The organism is Pseudomonas sp. PDM10, assembly GCF_014852295.1.
In the GTDB taxonomy this organism is placed as follows: Bacteria; Pseudomonadota; Gammaproteobacteria; order Pseudomonadales; family Pseudomonadaceae; genus Aquipseudomonas.
This window is the reverse complement of sequence record NZ_JACVBJ010000002.1, coordinates 942,565-963,421: the sequence shown is the minus strand read 5'-3', so window position 1 is coordinate 963,421 and position 20,857 is coordinate 942,565. Positions and strand designations below refer to the sequence as shown.

Annotated in this window: 16 protein-coding genes and 1 tRNA gene; 10 read left to right on the top strand and 7 right to left on the bottom strand. The window is 60.7% G+C overall.

The annotated features are described in order from the left end of the window. Nucleotides 1–292 precede the first annotated feature (292 nt). The 5 genes from phbB (at nucleotide 293) to IB252_RS10935 (ending at nucleotide 6,279) form a co-directional block, all read left to right on the top strand. Nucleotides 293–1,039, top strand: a complete 747-nt coding sequence (gene phbB, locus IB252_RS10955; RefSeq protein WP_111449940.1) for an acetoacetyl-CoA reductase — start codon at nucleotides 293–295, stop codon at nucleotides 1,037–1,039. Nucleotides 1,040–1,096: 57 nt separating this feature from the next. After that, nucleotides 1,097–2,275: an acetyl-CoA C-acetyltransferase gene (locus IB252_RS10950; RefSeq protein WP_111449941.1), complete on the top strand. Its 1,179-nt coding sequence runs from the start codon at nucleotides 1,097–1,099 to the stop codon at nucleotides 2,273–2,275. 98 nt (nucleotides 2,276–2,373) lie between these two features. Then, nucleotides 2,374–4,077, top strand: a complete 1,704-nt coding sequence (gene phaC / locus IB252_RS10945) for a class I poly(R)-hydroxyalkanoic acid synthase (RefSeq protein WP_192408520.1) — start codon at nucleotides 2,374–2,376, stop codon at nucleotides 4,075–4,077. A gap of 144 nt (nucleotides 4,078–4,221) precedes the next feature. Next, the gene (locus IB252_RS10940) at nucleotides 4,222–4,875 is read left to right on the top strand and encodes a hydrolase (RefSeq protein WP_008146861.1); all 654 of its coding nucleotides are present in this window, start codon (nucleotides 4,222–4,224) and stop codon (nucleotides 4,873–4,875) included. Nucleotides 4,876–4,938: 63 nt separating this feature from the next. Next, complete coding sequence (locus IB252_RS10935; RefSeq protein ID WP_192408518.1) at nucleotides 4,939–6,279, top strand: OprD family porin; 1,341 nt, start codon at nucleotides 4,939–4,941, stop codon at nucleotides 6,277–6,279. A 6-nt stretch (nucleotides 6,280–6,285) separates the two neighbouring features. On the opposite strand, the gene IB252_RS10930 is transcribed toward IB252_RS10935, so the two are convergent. From IB252_RS10930 to fdnG, 7 genes are all read right to left on the bottom strand, one after another. Then, nucleotides 6,286–6,381 (bottom strand) — tRNA-Sec (locus tag IB252_RS10930). Between the two features lie 6 nt (nucleotides 6,382–6,387). Further along, entirely contained in the window at nucleotides 6,388–8,295 is a 1,908-nt protein-coding gene (gene selB, locus IB252_RS10925; RefSeq protein WP_192408516.1) for a selenocysteine-specific translation elongation factor, read from the bottom strand. Beyond that, nucleotides 8,292–9,716, bottom strand: a complete 1,425-nt coding sequence (gene selA, locus IB252_RS10920) for an L-seryl-tRNA(Sec) selenium transferase (protein ID WP_192408515.1) — start codon at nucleotides 9,714–9,716, stop codon at nucleotides 8,292–8,294. Before selA ends, selB begins: the two co-directional genes overlap by 4 nt. A gap of 76 nt (nucleotides 9,717–9,792) precedes the next feature. Next, nucleotides 9,793–10,719, bottom strand: coding sequence for a formate dehydrogenase accessory protein FdhE (fdhE, locus tag IB252_RS10915; protein WP_192408514.1), 927 nt, complete (start codon nucleotides 10,717–10,719; stop codon nucleotides 9,793–9,795). A 4-nt stretch (nucleotides 10,720–10,723) separates the two neighbouring features. After that, the gene (locus tag IB252_RS10910; protein WP_192408513.1) at nucleotides 10,724–11,377 is read right to left on the bottom strand and encodes a formate dehydrogenase subunit gamma; all 654 of its coding nucleotides are present in this window, start codon (nucleotides 11,375–11,377) and stop codon (nucleotides 10,724–10,726) included. Continuing rightward, on the bottom strand, nucleotides 11,374–12,309 hold the full coding sequence (fdxH, locus tag IB252_RS10905; protein ID WP_192408512.1) for a formate dehydrogenase subunit beta: 936 nt from the start codon (nucleotides 12,307–12,309) through the stop codon (nucleotides 11,374–11,376). The genes IB252_RS10910 and fdxH overlap by 4 nt, the downstream gene beginning before the upstream one ends. Further along, nucleotides 12,310–15,375, bottom strand: coding sequence for a formate dehydrogenase-N subunit alpha (gene fdnG / locus IB252_RS10900; RefSeq protein WP_192408511.1), 3,066 nt, complete (start codon nucleotides 15,373–15,375; stop codon nucleotides 12,310–12,312). A 391-nt stretch (nucleotides 15,376–15,766) separates the two neighbouring features. Here fdnG and IB252_RS10895 point away from each other — a divergent pair, with 391 nt between their 5' ends. The 5 genes from IB252_RS10895 to IB252_RS10875 all read left to right on the top strand — a co-directional run bounded on the left by IB252_RS10895 (nucleotide 15,767) and on the right by IB252_RS10875 (nucleotide 20,567). Next, nucleotides 15,767–16,921 (top strand): MalY/PatB family protein, encoded by a 1,155-nt coding sequence (locus IB252_RS10895; protein WP_192408510.1) that lies wholly within the window; start codon nucleotides 15,767–15,769, stop codon nucleotides 16,919–16,921. Between the two features lie 222 nt (nucleotides 16,922–17,143). Beyond that, complete coding sequence (locus tag IB252_RS10890) at nucleotides 17,144–18,001, top strand: SDR family oxidoreductase (protein WP_192408509.1); 858 nt, start codon at nucleotides 17,144–17,146, stop codon at nucleotides 17,999–18,001. Between the two features lie 80 nt (nucleotides 18,002–18,081). Beyond that, entirely contained in the window at nucleotides 18,082–18,693 is a 612-nt protein-coding gene (locus IB252_RS10885) for a Yip1 family protein (RefSeq protein ID WP_192408508.1), read from the top strand. Nucleotides 18,694–18,738: 45 nt separating this feature from the next. Continuing rightward, the gene (locus IB252_RS10880) at nucleotides 18,739–20,082 is read left to right on the top strand and encodes a cation:proton antiporter (RefSeq protein WP_192408507.1); all 1,344 of its coding nucleotides are present in this window, start codon (nucleotides 18,739–18,741) and stop codon (nucleotides 20,080–20,082) included. Nucleotides 20,083–20,270: 188 nt separating this feature from the next. Then, on the top strand, nucleotides 20,271–20,567 hold the full coding sequence (locus tag IB252_RS10875) for a hypothetical protein (RefSeq protein WP_192408506.1): 297 nt from the start codon (nucleotides 20,271–20,273) through the stop codon (nucleotides 20,565–20,567). The last annotated feature ends 290 nt before the right edge of the window (nucleotides 20,568–20,857 follow it).

Here is a 20,857-nt window from a genome sequence, read left to right as displayed (position 1 = left end):
CCGTTCGGCGGCGAAGCCGTCGTCATCCATTCGATACGGTGTGGCTGGAAAAACAGGGGCCGCTTCGCAGCCCAACGGGGATAAATCCCCTCGCCACAATCCCTCCCCACAACCTCGCTGGCTCGGCAGCTGCTACTCAGATGAGCGTGAGGCGACCATAGAAAGTTCCCGTTCCGCTTCGCGCATGGCACCGTTGGACACCAGACCGTCACCTCTCAACACTTCCGCACGTCCTGCCAATACCGAACAATCCCCCATCTTGCCGCGCAAAATACAAAAAGGAAGAGAGCATATGAAGTCGCTTGGTCGTATTGCGTTGGTCACGGGTGGTATGGGTGGGATTGGCACTGCGATAAGCCAACGCCTGTACAAGGAAGGATTCAAGGTCATCGTGGGCTGCAGCTCCGATTCCGCCCGCAAGAAAGAATGGATGGCGAGCCAACAGGAGGCGGGTTATCAATTCGAATGCATCTATGGCGACATCACCGATTGGGAATCAACACGCAACGCGTTCGAGATGGCGCGTGAGCAATTCGGCCCGATCGATGTCCTGGTCAACAACGCCGGGATCACCCGTGATGCGTCCTTTCGCAAGCTGACGCCCGAAGACTGGAACGCGGTCATCGGCACCAACCTGAGTGGCCTGTTCAACACCACCAAACAGGTGATTGAAGGGATGCTGGCCAAGAAGTGGGGACGGGTCATCAACATCTCCTCGATCAACGGTCAGCGCGGCCAGTTCGGCCAGACCAACTACAGCGCGGCCAAGGCCGGCATCCATGGCTTCACCATGGCGCTGGCCCGGGAAGTGTCCGGCAAGGGCGTGACCGTCAACACCGTTTCCCCAGGCTACATCCAGACCAGCATGACGGCGGCCATTCGCCCGGACATTCTCGAGACCATGATCGCGGCCACACCGGTCGGGCGTCTCGGCCAGCCTGAAGAAATCGCCTCCATCGTGGCCTGGCTGGCTTCCGATGAATCGGCCTACAGCACCGGGGCCGACTTCTCGGTCAACGGCGGCATGAACATGCAGTAGACCTGTCAGGGCATGGATGCCCTGCTTTCGCTCGACAACATCTTAATGAGGTCACGCATGAACGAAGTCGTAATCGTTGCCGCTACTCGTACCGCCATTGGCAGTTTTCAAGGTGCCTTGTCCGCGATTCCAGCCACCGAGCTGGGCGCGGCGGTCATTCGCCGTTTGCTGGAAGAGACCGGTCTGGACGGCTCGCAGATCGATGAAGTGATCCTCGGCCAGGTACTCACCGCGGGCTCGGGGCAAAACCCGGCACGTCAGACGGCGATCAAGGCCGGCCTGCCCCATACCACCCCTGCCCTGACCCTGAACAAGGTCTGCGGCTCGGGCCTCAAGGCGGTCCAGCTGGCGGTTCAGGCCATCCGTTGCGGCGACGCCGAACTCATCATTGCCGGCGGTCAGGAAAACATGAGCCTGGCGCCGTATGTTCTGCCCAAGGCCCGCACCGGTTTGCGTCTGGGTCATGCGCAACTGCAAGACAGCGTGATTCAGGATGGGTTGTGGGACGCCTTCAACGACTACCACATGGGCATCACCGCCGAGAACCTGGCGAAGAAATACGAACTGAGTCGCGAAGACCAGGACGCATTCGCCGCGGCTTCGCAACAGAAAGCCTCTGCCGCCATCGAAGCGGGTTACTTCAAGCGTGAAATCACCCCGATCCTGATCCCTCAGCGCAAGGGTGAGCCGCTGGTCTTTGACACCGATGAACAGCCGCGTCCGGGCAGCACACTGCAGGCGCTGGGCAACCTCAAACCCGCGTTCCAGAAAGACGGCAGCGTGACCGCCGGGAACTCGTCGACTCTCAACGACGGCGCCGCCGTACTGTTGCTGGCCAGCGCCGCCAAGGCCCAGGCCCTCGGTTTGCCGGTTCTGGCACGCATCAAGGCTTACGCCAGCGCTGGTGTCGACCCGTCGATCATGGGCATCGGCCCGGTACCGGCCACCCGCTTGGCATTGACCAAAGCCGGCTGGAGCCTGGACGACCTTGACCTGATCGAAGCCAATGAAGCGTTCGCTGCGCAATCACTGGCCGTCGGCAAGGAACTGGGTTGGGACACCAGCAAGGTCAACGTCAACGGTGGCGCGATTGCCCTGGGTCATCCGATCGGCGCATCGGGCGCGCGGATTCTGGTGTCGCTGTTGCACGAGCTGATTCGTCGCGATGGCAAAAAAGGCCTGGCCACGTTGTGCATCGGTGGCGGCCAGGGCGTCAGCCTGGTCATCGAGCGCTAGAAGAAACACAGGACTGCTTGCTTGACTGCTAACGCGGCGCCGAAGTCCGGCGCCGCGGTTTTTTTCTGCCCGGTTTACTGATGTGGGCAAGGAGTTCCATGGACAATAACGCGCATACCTTCAACACCTTCTGGTCAGGCCAGGTTCCGTTCATTGCCTCCTTTGCAGTGCAACAACTACGTCTCTGGGTCAGCACCAACCCGTGGTTTACCGGCCAGGACTACAACGAGTGGTTTGACCTGCCGCGCGGCACCCTGGACAGCCTTCAATCGGACTACCAACAGCAATGGGGCGAACTCGGCCAGCAACTGCTGACCGGTCAGCCATTCAGCTTCGACGATCGACGTTTTGCCAGCGGCAACTGGAGCCAGCCCCTGTTCGGCTCCCTCGCCGCCTTTTATCTGCTCAACGCAGGGTTTCTGCTGAAGCTGCTGGACACGTTAGCGATCCCGGACAAAAAGCCGCGCCAGCGCCTGCTCTATCTGGTGGAACAGGCCATCGCGGCTGGCGCGCCCAGCAACTTTCTGGCCAGTAATCCCGATGCGCTGCAACGGGTCGTCGACACCCAGGGCAGCAGCCTCCTCACCGGCCTGTTGCACCTGGCCAGCGACCTGCAAGAAGGCAAGATGCGCCAGTGCGACGCCGGCGCCTTCAAAGTCGGTGTCGATCTCGCCAACACCCCCGGCGAAGTGGTGTTCGAGAACGAACTCTTCCAGCTGATTCAGTATTACCCGCAAAGCGAAACCCAGTACCGGCGCCCGGTGTTTGTCGTGCCGCCGTCCATCAACAAGTACTACATTCTCGACTTGCGCCCGGACAACTCGATGGTTGCCCATTTGTTGAAACAAGGGCACCCGGTGTTTCTGATGTCGTGGCGCAACTTCGACCAGGCGCACGCTGGCACCACTTGGGATGACCTGATCGAAACCGGCATCATCAAAGGCCTGCAAGTGACCCGCGAGATCAGCGGCGAGCAGCGGCCCAATTGCGTCGGCTTCTGCATCGGCGGCACCTTGTTGAGTTCAGCGCTGGCGGTCCTGGCGGCGCGCGGCGACCGCGAGATTGGCAGTGTGAGCCTGTTGACCACCTTCCTTGACTACCTCGATACCGGCCCCATCGACATCTTCGTCGACGAACAACTGGTGGCCTACCGCGAGCGCACCATCGGCGGCCAGGACGGCCCCATCGGCCTGTTCAAGGGCGAGGACATGGGCAATACCTTCTCGCTGCTGCGTCCCAACGACTTATGGTGGAACTACAACGTCGACAAATACCTCAAGGGCCAGAAACCAATCCCCCTTGACCTGCTGTTCTGGAACAACGACAGCACCAACCTCCCAGGCCCGATGTACTGCTGGTATTTGCGCCACACCTATCTGCAGAACGATCTGAAATCCGGTGAGCTGGACTGTTGCGGGGTCAAGCTGGACCTGCGCGCCATCGATGCTCCGGCGTACATCCTCGCCACCCATGACGATCACATCGTGCCGTGGAGAAGCGCTTACGCCAGCACCGAGTTGCTCTCCGGGACCAAGCGTTTTGTACTGGGCGCGTCAGGGCATATCGCCGGGGTGATCAACCCGCCGGCCAAGGAAAAACGCCACTACTGGACCAACAACCGGGTCACCAAGAACCCGGAAACCTGGTTCAAGAACGCCCAGCAACATTCCGGTAGCTGGTGGAATGACTGGTTCGTCTGGCTGGCTGAACAGTCTGGCGAACGCCAGCCCTCGGTACTGCATACCGGTAACGCGCAATACCCGGCGATTGAGTCGGCGCCTGGGCGTTATGTGATGCAGTGACAGACAGCCCCGCGCCTTGACCGACAGCGCGCGGGGCCGTCCTTCAGCATCCTCGCAAAAAAACCAAACACAGCACATCGGTTCAATATTCCCGCCTGAATCTACGCAACCATGGCCTCCTCACTCACCCGTAAGGACATCGCCATGGCCCTCGCAAAAGCTGTTCCCGGCAAAACCCTGCTGACCCCGTCCGACCACACCCTGATCATGATCGATCACCAGTCGCAGATGTCCTTTGCGACCAAGTCAATTGACGCCGTCACCCTGCGCAACAACGCCGCACTTGTGGCCAAGGCCGCGCGGGGCTTCAAGGTCTCGACCATCCTGACCACCGTCGCCGAGAAGAGCTTTTCCGGGCCGATCTTCGACGAAATCAAGTCAGTGTTCCCGGAACACAACGTCATCGACCGTACCAGCATGAACACCTGGGAAGACGAGCGCATTGCCGTCGAAGTCAACGCGTTCGGCAAACAGAAAATCGTCCTCGCCGGTCTGTGGACCTCTGTGTGCATCGTGGGCCCGGCACTGTCGGCCATCGACCAGGGTTTCGAGGTTTACGTGATTGCCGATGCCTGTGGCGACGTCAGCACCGAAGCCCACGAAATGGCGATGCAGCGCATGATCCAGATCGGCGCCCGCCCAATGACCTCGCTGCAATACCTGCTTGAACTCCAGCGCGACTGGGCACGTACCGAAACCTATGACGAAACGGTGAAAACCTCGATTGCGAACGGAGGCTCCTACGGTCTTGGCCTGATCTACGCCAAAACCATGTTCGGTGCCTCGGAAGGCCATTAAGCGCCGTCTAAAAACAAGCGACTCCAGACATTCTGGAGTCGCTGTCCTCGTGATGAATAAGCCATGAAGCTTTACGCGCAAGAACTGAAACTCGCGTTGCCGTTCTGGGTGTCGGTGCTGTTCGCGGGCTCGGCCGGGGCAGCTCTGGCTGATGAATCGACGCAACCTCCTCAGGGCTTTCTGGACGGTGCATCGTTGTCGGTGCTCAGTCGAAATTTCTACCTCAACAGTGACTATCGGTCACCGTCACCCGCGGACAAAAACTATAAACAGGAGTGGGCTCAAGGATTTATCGGCGCTTTTGAATCCGGATTCACACCCGGTACATTTGGATTTGGCCTGGATGCCCATGGGTTTCTGGGGCTCAAGCTCGATGGCGGCAAGGGCCATTCCGGGACTGGACTGCTGCCCGTGGATGCTGATGGCCGCAGTGAAGACAACTACTCCAGCGGCGGCGCGGCGTTGAAAATCAAGGCCTCCCGAACCACAGTGGCCTTCGGTGAAATGATGGTGGAAACCCCGGTGTTCGACACCGCAGACAAACGCCTGCAACCGGAGTACGCCACGGGTTTTTTGCTCAACAGCCGTGAAATCGACGGTATGAATCTGCAGGCCGGTCACTTCACCGCGTTCAAGAATCAGGACAGTTCTTCGAACAAAGACGACTTTTACGGCTACGGCGCCAACACCGAGGCCGGTGGCATCTCGTTTCTCGGCGCTGACCTGTTCACCCAGAGTCCCGTCGGCGGCGCGCTCTACGCTTCCGAGCTGACCGACACCTGGCACCAGTACTACGCCAACCTGCACTTGAAACAATCCGGCATGTTCCTCGATGCCAATGTCTATCACACGCAGGACACCGGCCAGGCGTTGGCCGGCGCCATCGACAACACGGCATTCAGCCTGTCGGGCAAATACACTCACGATGCCCACGGGTTCACGCTGGCTTATCAAAAAATCAATGGCGACACGCCCTTCGATTTCGTCGGTGGCGACTCCATCTACCTCGCCAACTCGATCAAGTACGCGGACTTCAACGGCGCTCATGAACGTTCCTGGCAAGCACGCTATGACCTTGACCTGGGCCCCTACGGGATTCCCGGGCTGAACTTCATGACCCGTTATGTGAAAGGCAGCCAGATCGACGGCACCCATGCGCCTAAAGGTGGAGCCTACAACCCGTTCGACGAGACGCTCGGTGAGTACGTCCCTCAACAAGGGGACGGCGGACGGCATTGGGAGCGGGACATAGACCTGCGCTACATCGTGCAATCAGGATCGGCGAAGGGCTTGTCCCTGCAACTGTCCCATGTGTCGCATCGCGCCAACAGCGCGCAGGCCGGCGATGATATCGACAGGATCTACGTGGTTATCCAGTACCCGTTGACCTTCGGGCGCTTTTGACAAAAATGGCGGAAGGCAGCCGGAGTCGAACCTGCCCGGGAACGGATGCCGTCCCCAACCGGGTTTGAAGCCCGGCCGCGCCACCGGGCGCGATTGCCTTCCTTGAAGTCAGTGATCGGTGCGTTGTGCCAAGGCATTGTCGAGGCGGATGTGGCGCTTGTCGCCAAACCGTCGCGTCAGGCCGATCCGGTCGAAGTATTCGAGAATCTGGATGCTGCGCTTGCGACCCAGGCCCACCGCATCACGAAACGCCGTGACCTGAATCACCGGGTTTTGCGCCGCCAGTTGCACAAGCATAGCCGCCAATCGGCGGATCATCGTGTCGGTGTAGAACAGGTCACGGACGACTTGATGCACCAATCCCAACCTCGCCATTTTGCACAGCAGCAAGCGCACGGCCGCCTCGTCATGGCCAAGGTCGCGCACCCACGGCGGATCAAAACCAGCCTGTTCGAACAATGGCTGCAAGTGTTGCCACAGGGCGTCGTCGTCTTCGCTCAAACGCACCTGATGATCGGGCAAATGCAACCATGGCCCGCTGGCGGCAATGGCCGCGCTGGCGAGTAATTCGTCGAGCAGGCTGATGAACGTCGCACGCTCCAGCGCGGTGCCGCTGAACCGCCGCAGGCGATCCCGGTCCGGGCCCATTTGATCCGGTTCCAGTTGATGAAAACGTGCGAGGTGTTCCAGCAACGGCGCTTTCAGCGCTTCCCAGCGGGCCGCACTGAACAGCAACGGGCGTTGGCGGGTGTCGATCAGGCGCACGTCATCGGGCAAAACCCAGGTGTTGCGGGGGCGGTTGAACTGACGCTCAAGACGCCGCGGGTCGAGCCCGGTGTCGCTGTTGGCCAATAATGCCGGCAGGATCTCCTCCAACTGATTACCTGTGGCGAGGGCGTATAACTGCGCCAACCGTTCGGGGCTGCGGCGTTGTCGGGTCGGTGCGAACGGGTCGAGCACCCGCGCGCCGCCGAGGGTGCGTTGGGCGCTCTGGTCCCGCAGGATCAAGGGATCGCCCTTCACGGCCTGCACCGGCGCATTCAACAGCAGTTGCGCGAACATCCGTTCACCCGGCAAAAGGCGGGTGCCTTCCAGCAACGCCACCCGGCCGGTCACGTCCTGAGTCCCCACGTGAACATGCACAGGCTGAAAGTGCTCGAAGGCTTTGGGTTCGCTGGCCAACAATTGCAGGTCGATATCCACTCGCTGGGTTGGCGCGTACAGCCACTCGGACGACAGCCACTGACCGCGATGGATCTGCTCCAGGGCCAAGCGTTCGGCACTCAGGTTCAACGCCACTCGCTGTCCGGCCATGGCGATCTCGGCAGCCTGACTCTGCGCATGCAGGCCGCGCACACGAACGGGTTTGCCCAGCGGGCCAAGCATCAGCGTATCGCCCACGGCCACCACGCCAGACAACGCAGTGCCGGTCACCACGATACCGACGCCGGCGACGCTGAAGGCTCGGTCAATCGCCAGGCGAAAACCGCCGCTGGTGCTGCGTTGAAGAACTTCATGTTGCGCCGCGAGCAAGGCCTGTCGCAGCGTCTCGACGCCCTCCCCGGTCACACTCGACAGCGCAATCTGCGGCGCGTTGGCGTAGGGTCCCGGGGCCAGCAATGTCTGGATCTGTTCGCGGACGGCGTGCACTCTGGACCGTTCGACGCGGTCGCATTTGCTGATCGCCACCAGCGCTCGAGGGATACCCAGCAGTTCAACGATGGCCAGGTGTTCGCGAGTCTGCGGCATGACACCGTCGTCGGCCGCGACCACCAGCAACACCAGATCAATGCCCTGAGCCCCCGCCAGCATGTTGTGGGTGAAGCGTTCATGACCGGGCACGTCGATAAAACCGGTCAGGGGCGCATGCGGTTCCAGCGCCGCGTAGAGGTAGCCGAGGTCGATGGTCATGCCGCGTTCACGTTCTTCCCGACGCCGGTCGCCGAGCAGGCCGGTCAGCGCCTGGAGCAAGGCCGTCTTGCCGTGGTCGATGTGCCCTGCGGTGCCGACGATCACGCTACGGTTCCTGCCATTTGATCGAGTTGCGCCAGCCACGCCGGTTCATCGTCCAGTTGCCGCAGGTCCAGCCACAACGCATCGTCATCAATGCGCCCGAGCACCGGAATCGGCAACGCACGCAGGACCGCTTCCAGACCGTGCAGCTGCCGTCCGCGAAGACGTTTGGATACGTGCGGTCGCAGGCATAAAGCCGCACTCGGCAATCGCGCCACCGGTTGGCTGCCGCTGCCGATCATGCCCAGCGCCGGTACCGCGCTGACGCTCCAGCCGTCGCCCAAGGTTTTGGCCAGCGAGGGTTGCAGGCGTTCAGCCTGGGCGAAGATGTCCGCCTGGGGCCGAGTCAGCAGGCGCAAACTCGGCAACCGTTCGGCTAGACGATCAGGGTCGCGGTACAGGCCCAACACCGCTTCGAGGGCGGCCAGGGTCAGTTTGTCGACCCGCAAGGCGCGTTTGAGTGGATTCTTCTTGATCTTCGCGATCAGGTCTTTGCGGCCGACAATCAACCCGGCCTGGGGGCCACCCAGCAGTTTGTCGCCACTGAAGGTGACGATGTCGGCGCCATCGATCAGCGCCTGGCGCACCGTCGGTTCGGCGGGCAAGCCCCAGCGCGTCAGGTCCAGCAGGCTGCCGCTGCCGAGGTCTTCAAGCAATGGCAAGCCGTGTTGATGCGCGAGTTGCGCCAACTCGGCGGTCGGCACCCGCGCGGTGAAGCCTTCGATGTTGTAGTTGCTCGCATGGACGCGCATCACCAAACCGCTACGGGGGCCGATGGCCGCCTCGTAATCCCGGGCATGGGTGCGATTGGTGGTGCCGACTTCGTGGAGCCTGACCCCAGCCCTGGCCATGATGTCGGGAATGCGGAAGGCGCCACCGATTTCGATCAGTTCGCCCCGGGAAATGATGCCTTCCTTACGCGCGCCCAGGCTGTTGAGCGCCAGCAACACCGCCGCGGCGTTGTTGTTGACCACCGTCACCGCCTCGGCGCCGGTCAGCTCGCGGATCAGGCCTTCGATCAGGTCATCACGGTCGCCGCGCTTGCCGCTGTGCAGGTCGAATTCCAGGTTAAGCGGATAACGGGCCGCCATTTGCATCGCTTCGATGGCTTCCTCCGGCAACAACGCTCGCCCCAGATTGGTGTGCAACACCGTGCCGGTAAGATTGAACACCCGGCGCACGTTGCTGCGATGCTGACTGGCCAAGCGCTCTCCCGCCCTGCCCGCCAACGCTTCAGGCGCGACTTCAATGGCGTCGAGTTGCCCGAAAAGGACCGGCTCACGCAAGTCATCGAGCAATTGCCGCAGGCTGGCCAGCAGCGCATCACGCCCGTAACGTTCGGCCAATGGCTGACAGGCGGGATGACGCAGCAAACTGTCGATAGAAGGCAGCCGCAGGGTTGAGCTGGCGGATCTGGAAGACATCAGGCGCTCCCGCAAACGTTGACCGTCGCGCCTGAGTGTAGTCGCTGAGCCCGGAGGGATAGCTTAAAGGGCTCGCTCAGTCACCTCCCGGTGCCAGCAACAGATTAGGCGCCGGACGCTGGTAGCCTTCCTGCTCCAGGCGCATGTCCAGTAGCAGGCTGGTCAGGTCCGTCGACAGCGCTTCGGCCTCGGCGTCGTTTTCCAGGTAAAGCAGTTTCAGGTAGCTGCGGCAGCCCGGACAGACCTCCGCGCGCAACGGGGCCTGGTTGGCAGCGTGGCGGTCGTCATCGAGGCTGACGTATTCAAGGCCTTTGCTTTGTTCGCAATACACGCACTTGACCCGCACCACATGCCATTCGCAGGCACACAACGAGCACACCAGATACCGCAAGCCGTTGTACTTGCCGCGATGACGAATCACCCCGGCCATGGCCGGCGAACCACAGGCCGGGCACTGACTGAGACTGTCGCCGGGTTTCAGCGCAAGGTCCGGTGTACTCAGCAGCCAATGACTCCAGGCCACTTGCAACGCCGCGCCGAGAAACGGCACCACGGCGGCGGGCAGCAAGGCGAACTGGCCGCTGACCAGCGCAATCGCCCAGGCCTTGCGTTGCCCGACATTGGCGCTGCGCAAGGTTGCCACGGCTTTTTCCACGGCCGGTTGCGGCGGTGGCTGGTAACGCTGCAATAGCGCTTCGAGGTAAGGCAGCCAATGGTCTTCGCGCACCAGACTGTCGGCGGCGAACGGCGGCAAGCCATGTTGCTGGCACACTCGCCTACGTTCGGGATCGGGCATGGCGGTGACAGGCGGATCGTCCAGCAGACGCTGCTGCACGTGGCACAGGCCGGTCACCAGCCGCAGGTAATCGGCCATTGGATGGCCATCAACCAGACGCTCCAGGCGCAAGGCGCGCAAGGTGAACAGGTTGTTCGGTGGCAGGTGCAGAAACGGCGGCGAACTCGCCGCCGCTTCGATCTCGCCAGGCTCAAGAATCGTCGCCAAGGGGTTATCCTTTTTTGCTGATTGGCCGGTCGGGGTGCTCGTCGCGGGTCACTTCGCGGTACCAGAGTTCATGGTGTTTCCTCGCCCAGGCGCGGCTGACCCAGCCATGCGTCATGGCGCTGACCGAACCCTTGATCCAGATGCCAGCGTAGATGTGAACGATGATGCTCAGCACCAGGATCAAACCCGCCAACGCATGCAGCAGCATGGCCCAACGAATGCTGGTGATGCCGAAGTACTCGCTGAAATACGCGCGCCAGATCACCAAGCCGCTGAACAACAGCACCAGCATGCAAATCAGCAAGGTCCAGAACAGCAGCTTCTGCCCAGGGTTGTACTTGCCGATGGGCGGCACGCCCTCTTCCTCGTTTTTGATTACCCGCCCGACGCGTCGCAGCCACAAGCGGTCATTGCTGATAAAGAAGTTCGCCCGGAAGAATTGAATCACCAATCCCAGGAACAGGACGAACATCACCACGCCCATGAACGGATGCAGAATGCGCGTCCACGGCCCACCGCCAAACAGATTGCTCAGCCAGAACAGTGCCGGATGGAACAACGCCAGCCCCGACAGCGCCGCCATGAAGAAGAAAATCGCCACCAGCCAGTGATTGGTGCGCTGGTTCGAGGTGTAGCGCAGGATCTGTCTGCGGATCATGGTCTGTCCTCCCCGCGCGGATCAAAGATGTGTACTGACGGATCGACTTCATGCACCGCAGGATCAACGGTGGTCGGCAGTTCATCCTCCTCGACCAGCTGCGGTCCGACCCGCACGTAGTGGAAGAACCCGGCCAGCACCGCCAAACCCATCGCCAGCAATCCCAAGGGTTTGCTCACGCCTTTCCACAGGTCCACCAGCGGACTGATGGTCGGAGCGTTCGGCAGGCCGGCATACAACTTCGGTGTGTCGGCGTGGTGCAGCACGTACATGACGTGGGTGCCGCCGACCCCTTCGGGGTCATACAGGCCTGCATTGTCGAAGCCACGGCTCTTGAGGTCGACGATCCTTTCGGCCGCGTGTTCTTTCATGTCGTCCTTGGTGCCGAACACAATGGCGCCCGTCGGGCAGGTTTTGACGCAGGCCGGCTCCAGCCCCACCGCCACCCGGTCCGAGCACAATGTGCATTTGTAGGCCTTGTGATCCTTTTGCGAGATTCGCGGGATATTGAACGGGCAACCGGTGATGCAATAACCGCAGCCGATGCAATGGTCCTGGTCGAAATCGACGATGCCATTGGCGTGCTTGATAATCGCCCCCGGACTCGGGCACGCCGCCAGGCAACCGGGCTCGGCGCAGTGCATGCAGCCGTCCTTGCGAATCAGCCACTCCAGGTTGCCGGCGTCGGTTTCATGCTCGGTGAAGCGCATCAAGGTCCAGGTTTCTGCGCTCAGGTCCTGCGGGTTGTCGTAGGTGCCGAGGTTGTGACCGACATCGTCGCGCAGCTCGTTCCATTCCGAGCAGGCGACCTGACACGCCTTGCAGCCAATGCACTTGGTGGTGTCGATCAGCTTGGCCACTTCCTCTTGATTGCGTACCGAGGACGGGACGGTCGTGGTGGCCGAACGAGCGATGATGTCTTGGCTGGCCATTTAGACTTTCTCCACGTTGACCAGGAATGACTTGGATTCCGGGGTCTGAGTGTTGCCATCGCCGAGGAACGGCACCAGGGTGTTGGTCAGGTAACCGTGACGGGTGGCGCCAGTGAATCCCCAGTGCAACGGGATACCGATCTGGTGCACCACCTGATTGTTGACCTGCAGCGGACGAATCCGCTTAGTCACCACCGCCACTGCTTCTATATGCCCGCGCTTGGAACTGACACGGACCCGGTCGCCGGCCACGATGCCTTTCTCCTTGGCCAGCACTTCGCCGATCTCGACGAACTGCTCGGGTTGGGTCACGGCATTGATGGGGCAATGCTTGGTCCAGAAGTGGAAGTGTTCGGTCAGCCGGTAACTGGTCGCCGCATAAGGGAAGTCCTTGGCCTGCCCGAGGGTTTCCCAGACTGAATCGAAGATTCTCCCGGCCGGGTTGCTGGTCGCCTGCTTGTTGTTCGGGTGCATCGGATTGATGCCAATGGGCGTCTCGAACGGCTCATAGTGTTCAGGGAACGGGCCTTCGTTCATCTTGTCGAGGGCGAAGAAACGCGCCACGCCTTCGGGGTTCATGATGAACGGGTTGATGCCCGCTTCCGGTGGGGCATCAACCTTGTAGTCGGGCACGTCGGTGCCTGTCCAGGCCTTGCCGTTCCACCACACCAGCCGTTTGTTCGCATCCCACGGTTTGCCTTGAGGGTCGCAGGAGGCGCGGTTGTAGAGAATCCGCCGGTTCATCGGCCAGGCCCAGGCCCATCCCAGGTTCTGTTTCATGCCGAAAGGATCGCTGTTGTCGCGCCGGGCCATGTTATTGCCCTGCTCGGTCCAGCTGCCGCAGAAGATCCAGCACCCGGAAGCCGTGCTGCCATCGTCCTTGAGTTGGCCAAAGCCGGACAGCTGCTGACCGGCCTTGACCACCGCACCTGAGGCGTCAGTGACATCGGCGATGGCATAGCCGTTAAATTCCCGGGCCAGCTCTTCCGGTGTCGGGTCATCCGCCGTCTTGTAGGGCCAGTCGAGTTTGAGGATCGGCTCGGCCCAGGCACCGCCGTTGGCCTGGTAACGCTTGCGCAGGCGCAAGAACAGCTCGGCCATGATCTTCACGTCGGTACGCGCCTGGCCCGGGCCGTCGGCGCCCTTCCAGTGCCATTGCAGCCAGCGACCGCTGTTGACCAGTGAACCGTTTTCTTCGGCGAAACAGGTGGTCGGCAGACGGATGACTTCGGTCTGGATGCTGGCCGTTTCCACATCGTTGTAAGGCCCGACGTTACGCCAGAACTCTGAGGTTTCGGTGGCCAGTGGGTCCATCACCACCAGCCATTTGAGTTTGGCGAGCGCCTTCATCACACGGTTCTTGTCCGGTAATGCGGCGATCGGGTTGAAGCCCTGGCACATGTAGCCATTGACCTCGCCCTTGCCCATCATGTCGAACATTTTCAGGATGTCGTAGCCGGGAATGTCCAGCTTGGGCAGCCAGTCGTAGCCCCAGTTATTCTCAGCAGTGGCATTGGCGCCGTACCAGGCTTTCATCAGGCTGACGTGAAACTTGCCGTAGTTCTGCCAGTAGGACATCTGCCCGGGGCGCAACGGCTTGAGTGCACGTTTGGCGATGTAGGCGTTGTAGTCCTGTTCGGCTTCGGATGGCAGGGTCAGGTAACCGGGCAGCAGGTTGGACAGCAAGCCCAGGTCGGTCAGGCCCTGAATGTTGGAGTGCCCGCGCAGGGCGTTCACGCCCCCGCCCGGCATGCCGACGTTGCCCAGCAGCAGTTGCACCATGGCCGCGCTGCGAATCATCTGCGAGCCAATCGAGTGCTGGGTCCAGCCCAGGGCGTAGAGAATCGTCATGGTCTTGCCCGGTTGTGAGCAGGTGGCGATCTCTTCCCAGATTTTTTGCATCGCGTCCGTGGGCATGCCGCAAACCTGACTGGCCAGCTCCAGGGTGTAGCGGCTGTAATGCTGCTTCATCAATTGATAGACGCAGTGCGGGTCCTGCAAGGTCGGGTCGACTTTGGCGAAGCCGTCCTCGCCGATTTCGTAGCCCCAGCCGGACTTGTCGGTGTAGGTGCGTTTGTTAGCGTCGTAACCGCTGAACAACCCGTCCTCGAAGCCGTAGTTGGCCTTGACGATGAACGACACGTCCGTATAGGCGCGCACGTACTCGTGCTGGATCTTGTCTTCAGTCAGCAGGTAATTGATCAGCCCGCCCATGAAGGCGATGTCGGTTCCGGTGCGGATCGGCGCGTAATAGTCGGCCACCGAGGCGGTACGGGTGAAACGCGGGTCGACCACAATCAGCCGCGCCTTGTTGTGGGCTTTGGCTTCGGTCACCCATTTGAAACCGCAAGGGTGCGCTTCTGCTGCGTTGCCGCCCATCACCAGAACCAGATTCGCGTTGGCGATATCGGTCCAGTGGTTGGTCATGGCACCACGGCCATACGTCGGGGCAAGACTTGCCACCGTCGGGCCATGTCAGACACGTGCCTGGTTATCGAACCCCAGCATGCCCAGACTGCGAATCACCTTGTGGGTGATGTAACCCGCTTCGTTGGACGACGCCGACGCCGCAAGGAAACCGGTGGTCAGCCAACGATTCACCGTTTTCCCCTGAGCGTTCTTCTCGATGAAGTTGGCGTCGCGGTCAGCCTTCATCAGGTCAGCGATGCGATCCAGCGCTTCATCCCAGGAGATTCGCGTCCACTCTGTGGTGCCGGGCTTGCGCACCTGTGGGTACTGAAGACGGTTGGGACTGTGAATGAAGTCGAGCAGACCGGCACCTTTGGGGCACAGGGTGCCGCGGTTGACCGGGTGGTCGGAATCGCCTTCGATGTGGATGATGTTTTGCGCGACGTTCTTGGCCGCATCGCCCTGGCTGTACATGATCACACCGCAGCCGACCGAGCAGTACGGGCAGGTGTTGCGGGTTTCATGGGTGTGGGCAAGCTTGAAGTGGCGCACCTGCTCGGCGAAGGCAGTCGCGGGGGCCATGCCCAGCGCGCCGAGGCTCGAGCCCGCAAGGCCGATACCAGCGACCTTGAAGAACTGACGACGGTTGAGGTCCATCGTGCACTCCTGTCAGGTGGAAACCCGGTATTTTTGCCGGGTTTTTCTGGACAATCATGGTGGCGGCAGTCTGGCTGCCGACACTTAAAACTGTAGACAATGTTAGAACTGACTGTGTGAAAACCGACCATCGGGCAATACCGGGGCCTCAGCCACCACACACAAGCCCCTGTGGGAGCGAGCCTGTGTGGCGAGGGGATTTATCCCCGTTCGGCTGCGAAGCAGTCGTAAAACCATCATGCGCGGAGTACTTGGCACACCGCGGTTTTCAATTTCGGGGCCGCTTCGCAGCCCAACGGGGATAAATCCCCTCGCCACACAGGCTCGCTCCCACACGGGCTTGGCGTTTATCATGACCCCACGTTCAACCACGCTTTTTATGAGACTGAGCATGACTTTCGATTTTGATCAGGTGTTCGACCGCCACAACACCGGCAGTACCAAATGGAGCCGTTACCCGGCCGACGTGTTGCCGATGTGGGTGGCCGACATGGACTTCTCCGCACCGCCGGTGATCATCCAGGCCCTGCAAAAACGTCTGGAACACCCGATGCTCGGCTACAGCGTGGCCCAGGATGACTTGCGCGATGCCATCGTCGCCGACCTCTGGAACAAGTACGCCTGGCGCGTATTGCCTGAAGAACTGATTTTCCTGCCGGGCGTGGAGTCGGGTTTCAACATGGCGCTGAATGCGCTGGTCCAGCCGCAGCAGAACGTTGTGGTCCAGGTTCCGAACTACCCGCCGCTGCGCCATGCGCCGGGTCACTGGGGCTTGAACAAAGTTGAACTCGAATTCGACGCGTTGGCGGACGGCACTTACGCCACGCCTCTCGATGCCTTGAATCGGGCGCTGACCGGTGGCGGTGCGCTGCTGCTGAGCAACCCGCACAACCCGGTGGGCAAAGTCTTCCCGCGAGAAGAACTGCAAGCGGTCGCCGACATCTGCCTGGAGCAGGATGCCTGGATCATCTCTGACGAGATTCATGCCGAGCTGTGTTTCGACGGGCGCGTGCACATTCCGACGGCGTCCCTGAGCCCGGAAATCGCCAAGCGCACCATCACGCTGATGTCGGCCAGCAAGGCCTACAACATTGCCGGTCTGAAGACGTCTTTCATGATCATTCAGGACTCGGTTTTACGTGCAAAGGTCAACCACGCCCGCTGCGGCATGGTCGACAGCGTCAACCCGCTGGGCATGGAAGCGACGCGCGTCGCCTACAGCGAAGGCGGCCCTTGGCTGGCCGGGTTGAAGGCGTACCTGCAAAGCAATCGGGATTATCTGGTGGACGCGGTCAATACGCGACTGCCGGGGGTGACCATGAATATCCCGCAAGGCACGTATCTGGCGTGGCTCGATTGCTCGGCGCTGGGCCTGGATAACCCTCAGCAGTTTTTCCTTGAACAGGCCAAGGTCGGGTTGAGCCCTGGTCTGGATTTCGGCGATGACAGCAAACAGTTCGTGCGCCTGAATTTCGGCTGCCCACGGTCATTGCTGGAAGAAGGCATTGCGCGGATGGAGCGCAGCTTGCTCAATCGCAAAGCCTGACACATCCCCCCTGTGATGATCGTTCCCACGCTCCGCGTGGGAATGCAGCCCGGGACGCTCCGCGTCCCAAGAGCGGACGCAGAGCGTCGATTGAGGCATTCCCACGCGGAGCGTGGGAACGATCGGCGACAAGAGTGACCATCACGGAAATCCAACCGAACTCAAGGCAAAACACCAGGGTCAACCCTTTGACTCCTCTGCCTTGAGAACGGAGATTTCGCAATGATTGCCTATCCCAAACCACCCTTCCCGAAACAAAGCCAGCCAGTCCCCGGCTCCCAGAAGAAAATGGACCCGTACCCCGACTGTGGCGAACAAAGCTACAAGGGCTCGGGCCGACTGGACGGCAAGATCGCCCTGATCACCGGTGCCGACAGTGGCATCGGTCGCGCCGTAGCGATCGCCTTCGCCCGTGAAGGCGCGGATGTCGCCGTCGCCTACCTCAATGAACATGAAGACGCGCAGGAAACCGCGCGCTGGGTCGAACAGGCCGGCCGGCAGTGCCTGTTGCTGCCTGGTGACCTGGCGCAGAAAGCCCACTGCCAGGCCTTGGTGGACAAGACAGTCGAACGCTTCGGCCGGATTGATGTGCTGGTCAACAATGCCGCGTTCCAGATGAGCCACGAACACCTCGAGGACATCCCGGACGAAGAATGGGTGATGACCTTCGACGTCAACATCACCGCCATTTTCAGGCTCAGTCAGGCCGCGTTGAAGCACATGAAACCCGGCAGTTCGATCATCAACACCAGTTCGGTCAATTCCGACATGCCCAAACCGACCCTCCTGCCTTACGCCACGACCAAGGGTGCAATTGCCAACTTCACCGCTGGCCTGGCGCAGATGCTGGCGCCGGAGAACATTCGGGTGAACTGCGTGGCACCGGGGCCGATCTGGACGCCGCTGATTGTCTCGACCATGCCCGATGAAGAGGTTCAGAACTTCGGCGGTCAAACCCCGCCCGGCCGGCCGGGCCAACCGGTGGAAGTGGCGCCGATTTATGTGTTGCTGGCGTCGGATGAGGCCAGTTACATCACGGGGCAGCGCTATGGAATTACCGGTGGCAAGCCGATGCTTTAAGTTGAACCCGTCGCCATTTCCAGAGCTCCACATTCTTATAGGCCCTCCAATGGCGGGCCTTTCGATATCTGGAGGTCATCATGTCCGCACCTATCGTCAAGCTGTTCACCCAACCGAACTACGCGTGGACGGATATCCGCAAGGAAGAGGAAGCGCATCCATACCACTACCTCGCTCATTTACTGTTGCTCGCCATGATCCCTGCCGTGTGCCTGTTTATCGGGACCACCTACATCGGCTGGAGCCTGGTCGAAAACGAAACAGTCAAACTCAGCAGCGCCAGCGCGCTACAACTCTGCGTTCTGCTGTACGTGACCATCGTCGCCGGCGTGGCGCTGATGGGGCTGTTCATCCGCTGGATGTCGCGCACCTTCGACGCGCGGCCGACCGTCAACCAATGCATCGGTTTTGCCGCTTACACCGTGACCCCGTTTTTCCTCGCAGGCTTCGCCGGTTTGTACCCGAGCCGCTGGCTGGCGATTGTGGTGCTGGGCGCGGCGTCGATCTATTCGACGTTTCTGCTGTTCGTCGGCTTGCCGACCTTTATGCATGAGCGCAAGGAACAAGGCTTGCTGAATGCCGCTTGCGTCTGGGGCGTCGGCCTGCTGGTGCTGGTCACCCTCCTGGTCTCGATGATCCTGCTATGGTTCAACGTATTGACGCCTGAATACCTGCGCACGACCGTCGGTTGATGGCGCAGGCCCTGCATCGCGGCATGCACCCGGCGAGTACCGAGCATGAGCTTCATTTTATGGGTGGCGGTGTTGGGTGCGGTGCTGCTGACGCTGGCGCTGACCTCTTCGTACCTGCGCTGGATGCCGGTGACCACGTCGGCGGTGTGTCTGGTGCTGGGCGCAGCCATCGGTCCTGCGGGGCTTGGACTGTTAAAACTGGACACCGAAGATGCGTCCACCTGGATGGAGCACCTGACGGAAGTCGCCGTGCTGTTTTCGTTGTTTGTCTGCGGTTTGAAGTTGCGCTTGCCGCTCAGGAACGAAAACTGGCGCATTGCCTACGGCCTGGCTGGCCCGGTCATGGTGTTGACCATTGCCGGGGTCAGCCTGTTGCTGCATTACACTTTCGAATTGTCCTGGGGCGCGTCCGTGTTGATCGGCTCGATTCTGGCGCCCACCGACCCGGTGCTCGCCGCTCTGGTGCAGGTCAACGACGCCCGGGATGACGACAGCGTGCGCTTCGGGCTGTCGGGTGAAGCCGGGCTCAATGACGGGATCGCCTTCCCGTTTGTCATCCTCGGCCTGCTGCTGGTGCAACACGACAGCAACCCCGGTTGGCTCAGCGACTGGGTGTTGCGCAGTCTGTTGTGGGCAGTCCCGGCCGGTTTGCTCACCGGCTACTGGATGGGCCGCGGTATTGGCCGCCTGACCTTGTTAATGCGCATCAAAAATGACGACAGCACCCTTTCCCCGAATGATTACCTCGCCCTCGCCTTGATTGCCCTGGCGTATGTCGGGGCCGAGTGGATTCACGGTTACGGCTTTCTGTCAGTGTTCGCCGCCGGCTTGGGTTTGCGCCACGAGGAAGTCAAATCCACCGGCGACGACGAGCTTCCTGCCGAGCATCTGGTTCAGCCTGTCGTGGGACATCAGAACGTCGAGCCGCAGCACGCGGTTCATGGTGATACCGCAAGCCTTGAAGACACTCAGGTCGCCGCGGGCATCATGATGGGCGACATGCTCGCCTTTGGCAGTCTGGTGGAACGGGCCATGGAAGTGTTTCTGGTGACGCTGCTCGGCGTGGTGCTGATGGCGCATTGGGACTGGCGTGCGCTGTCGATCGCCGGCGTGTTGTTTTGCCTGATACGACCACTGAGCGTCGTCGCCATGCCTTGGGGCAGTTTGCTCAACGGCCACCAGCGAATGCTGATTGGCTGGTTCGGCATACGCGGCATCGGCAGTCTTTATTACCTGTTTTATGCCCTGAACCACGGGTTGGGTGAGTCGATAGCAACGCTATGCACCGACCTGACGTTGTCCGTGGTCGCGCTCAGCATCCTGCTTCACGGGATCAGTACTCAACCGATCCTGGCTCGATATGAACGGCAAAAAAAACAGATTTTTTGATTTGGTCGTGAGTATTTACGGCATGAATTATCGAATTTCCTCACTGATAAATTTGAAGTCCTTGAGCGACCCCGCAGGTCACAACCTTAATCCCACCCGGCTTTTGCACGGTCGGGACATGCCAGGTTCGGTTCCCCTGCGGCATCGATACCTATCAAGAAGAACCTCGAAAAAATCAGGTGCTGGTCATGGTTCACTATTCCACCTCCGATGAAATCAAAGCTTGCCGGGCTTTGGCCCTGGAACGTAATCATCAAATGTTTGAAGAGGCCCAGGCGCTCAGCCGTAGTGCCTTCGCGTTACTCGAGGGCAGCGACATGGATGTGGAACAGTTCGATCGTTATCGGGCCTTGCGTAGAAAGGCCGACTTGAAGTTCAAGGAAGCGATCGAGCACTTGCGGCTGCTCAACGAAGATTTCCCACCTGTCTCGATATCCACGCAAAACGCTCATCGTTCGCTCCAGCAACCCGAATCCATCTCCTGAACGTTGAAAAGCCCGGCGCAGTCACCTAATGCTGTTCACTTAAGCGCGCTCTTGGATCGTGCGTACCTCTGCGGCGAGCGAGCTTGCTCGCGCTGGGCTGCGTAGCGGCCCCAAAAATCTGACAATCATTGCCGATTTTTGTGAGTGCTACGCACTCAAGCGGGAGCAAGCTCCCTCGCCACAGGTTTCTCTGATTCAAGACTCTCTTAAGTTCCACTGCGAACTGCATGAGTCAATTTCCGGACTCATGCAGGCTGCATGACCCCAGTTCGCCATCAGTCACTTCAACT

Bases quoted from the DNA above. Each gene is read 5' to 3' on its own strand.
- fdxH (WP_192408512.1), bottom strand. From the start codon at position 12,309: ATGGCCAGCCAAGACATCATCGCTCGTTCGGCCACCACGACCGTCCCG.
- IB252_RS10880 (WP_192408507.1), top strand. From the start codon at position 18,739: ATGAGCTTCATTTTATGGGTGGCGGTGTTGGGTGCGGTGCTGCTGACG.
- IB252_RS10910 (WP_192408513.1), bottom strand. From the start codon at position 11,377: ATGATCCGCAGACAGATCCTGCGCTACACCTCGAACCAGCGCACCAAT.
- IB252_RS10890 (WP_192408509.1), top strand. From the start codon at position 17,144: ATGATTGCCTATCCCAAACCACCCTTCCCGAAACAAAGCCAGCCAGTC.
- phbB (WP_111449940.1), top strand. From the start codon at position 293: ATGAAGTCGCTTGGTCGTATTGCGTTGGTCACGGGTGGTATGGGTGGG.
- phaC (WP_192408520.1), top strand. From the start codon at position 2,374: ATGGACAATAACGCGCATACCTTCAACACCTTCTGGTCAGGCCAGGTT.
- IB252_RS10940 (WP_008146861.1), top strand. From the start codon at position 4,222: ATGGCCCTCGCAAAAGCTGTTCCCGGCAAAACCCTGCTGACCCCGTCC.
- IB252_RS10935 (WP_192408518.1), top strand. From the start codon at position 4,939: ATGAAGCTTTACGCGCAAGAACTGAAACTCGCGTTGCCGTTCTGGGTG.
- IB252_RS10895 (WP_192408510.1), top strand. From the start codon at position 15,767: ATGACTTTCGATTTTGATCAGGTGTTCGACCGCCACAACACCGGCAGT.
- selA (WP_192408515.1), bottom strand. From the start codon at position 9,716: ATGTCTTCCAGATCCGCCAGCTCAACCCTGCGGCTGCCTTCTATCGAC.
- IB252_RS10885 (WP_192408508.1), top strand. From the start codon at position 18,082: ATGTCCGCACCTATCGTCAAGCTGTTCACCCAACCGAACTACGCGTGG.
- IB252_RS10950 (WP_111449941.1), top strand. From the start codon at position 1,097: ATGAACGAAGTCGTAATCGTTGCCGCTACTCGTACCGCCATTGGCAGT.
- IB252_RS10875 (WP_192408506.1), top strand. From the start codon at position 20,271: ATGGTTCACTATTCCACCTCCGATGAAATCAAAGCTTGCCGGGCTTTG.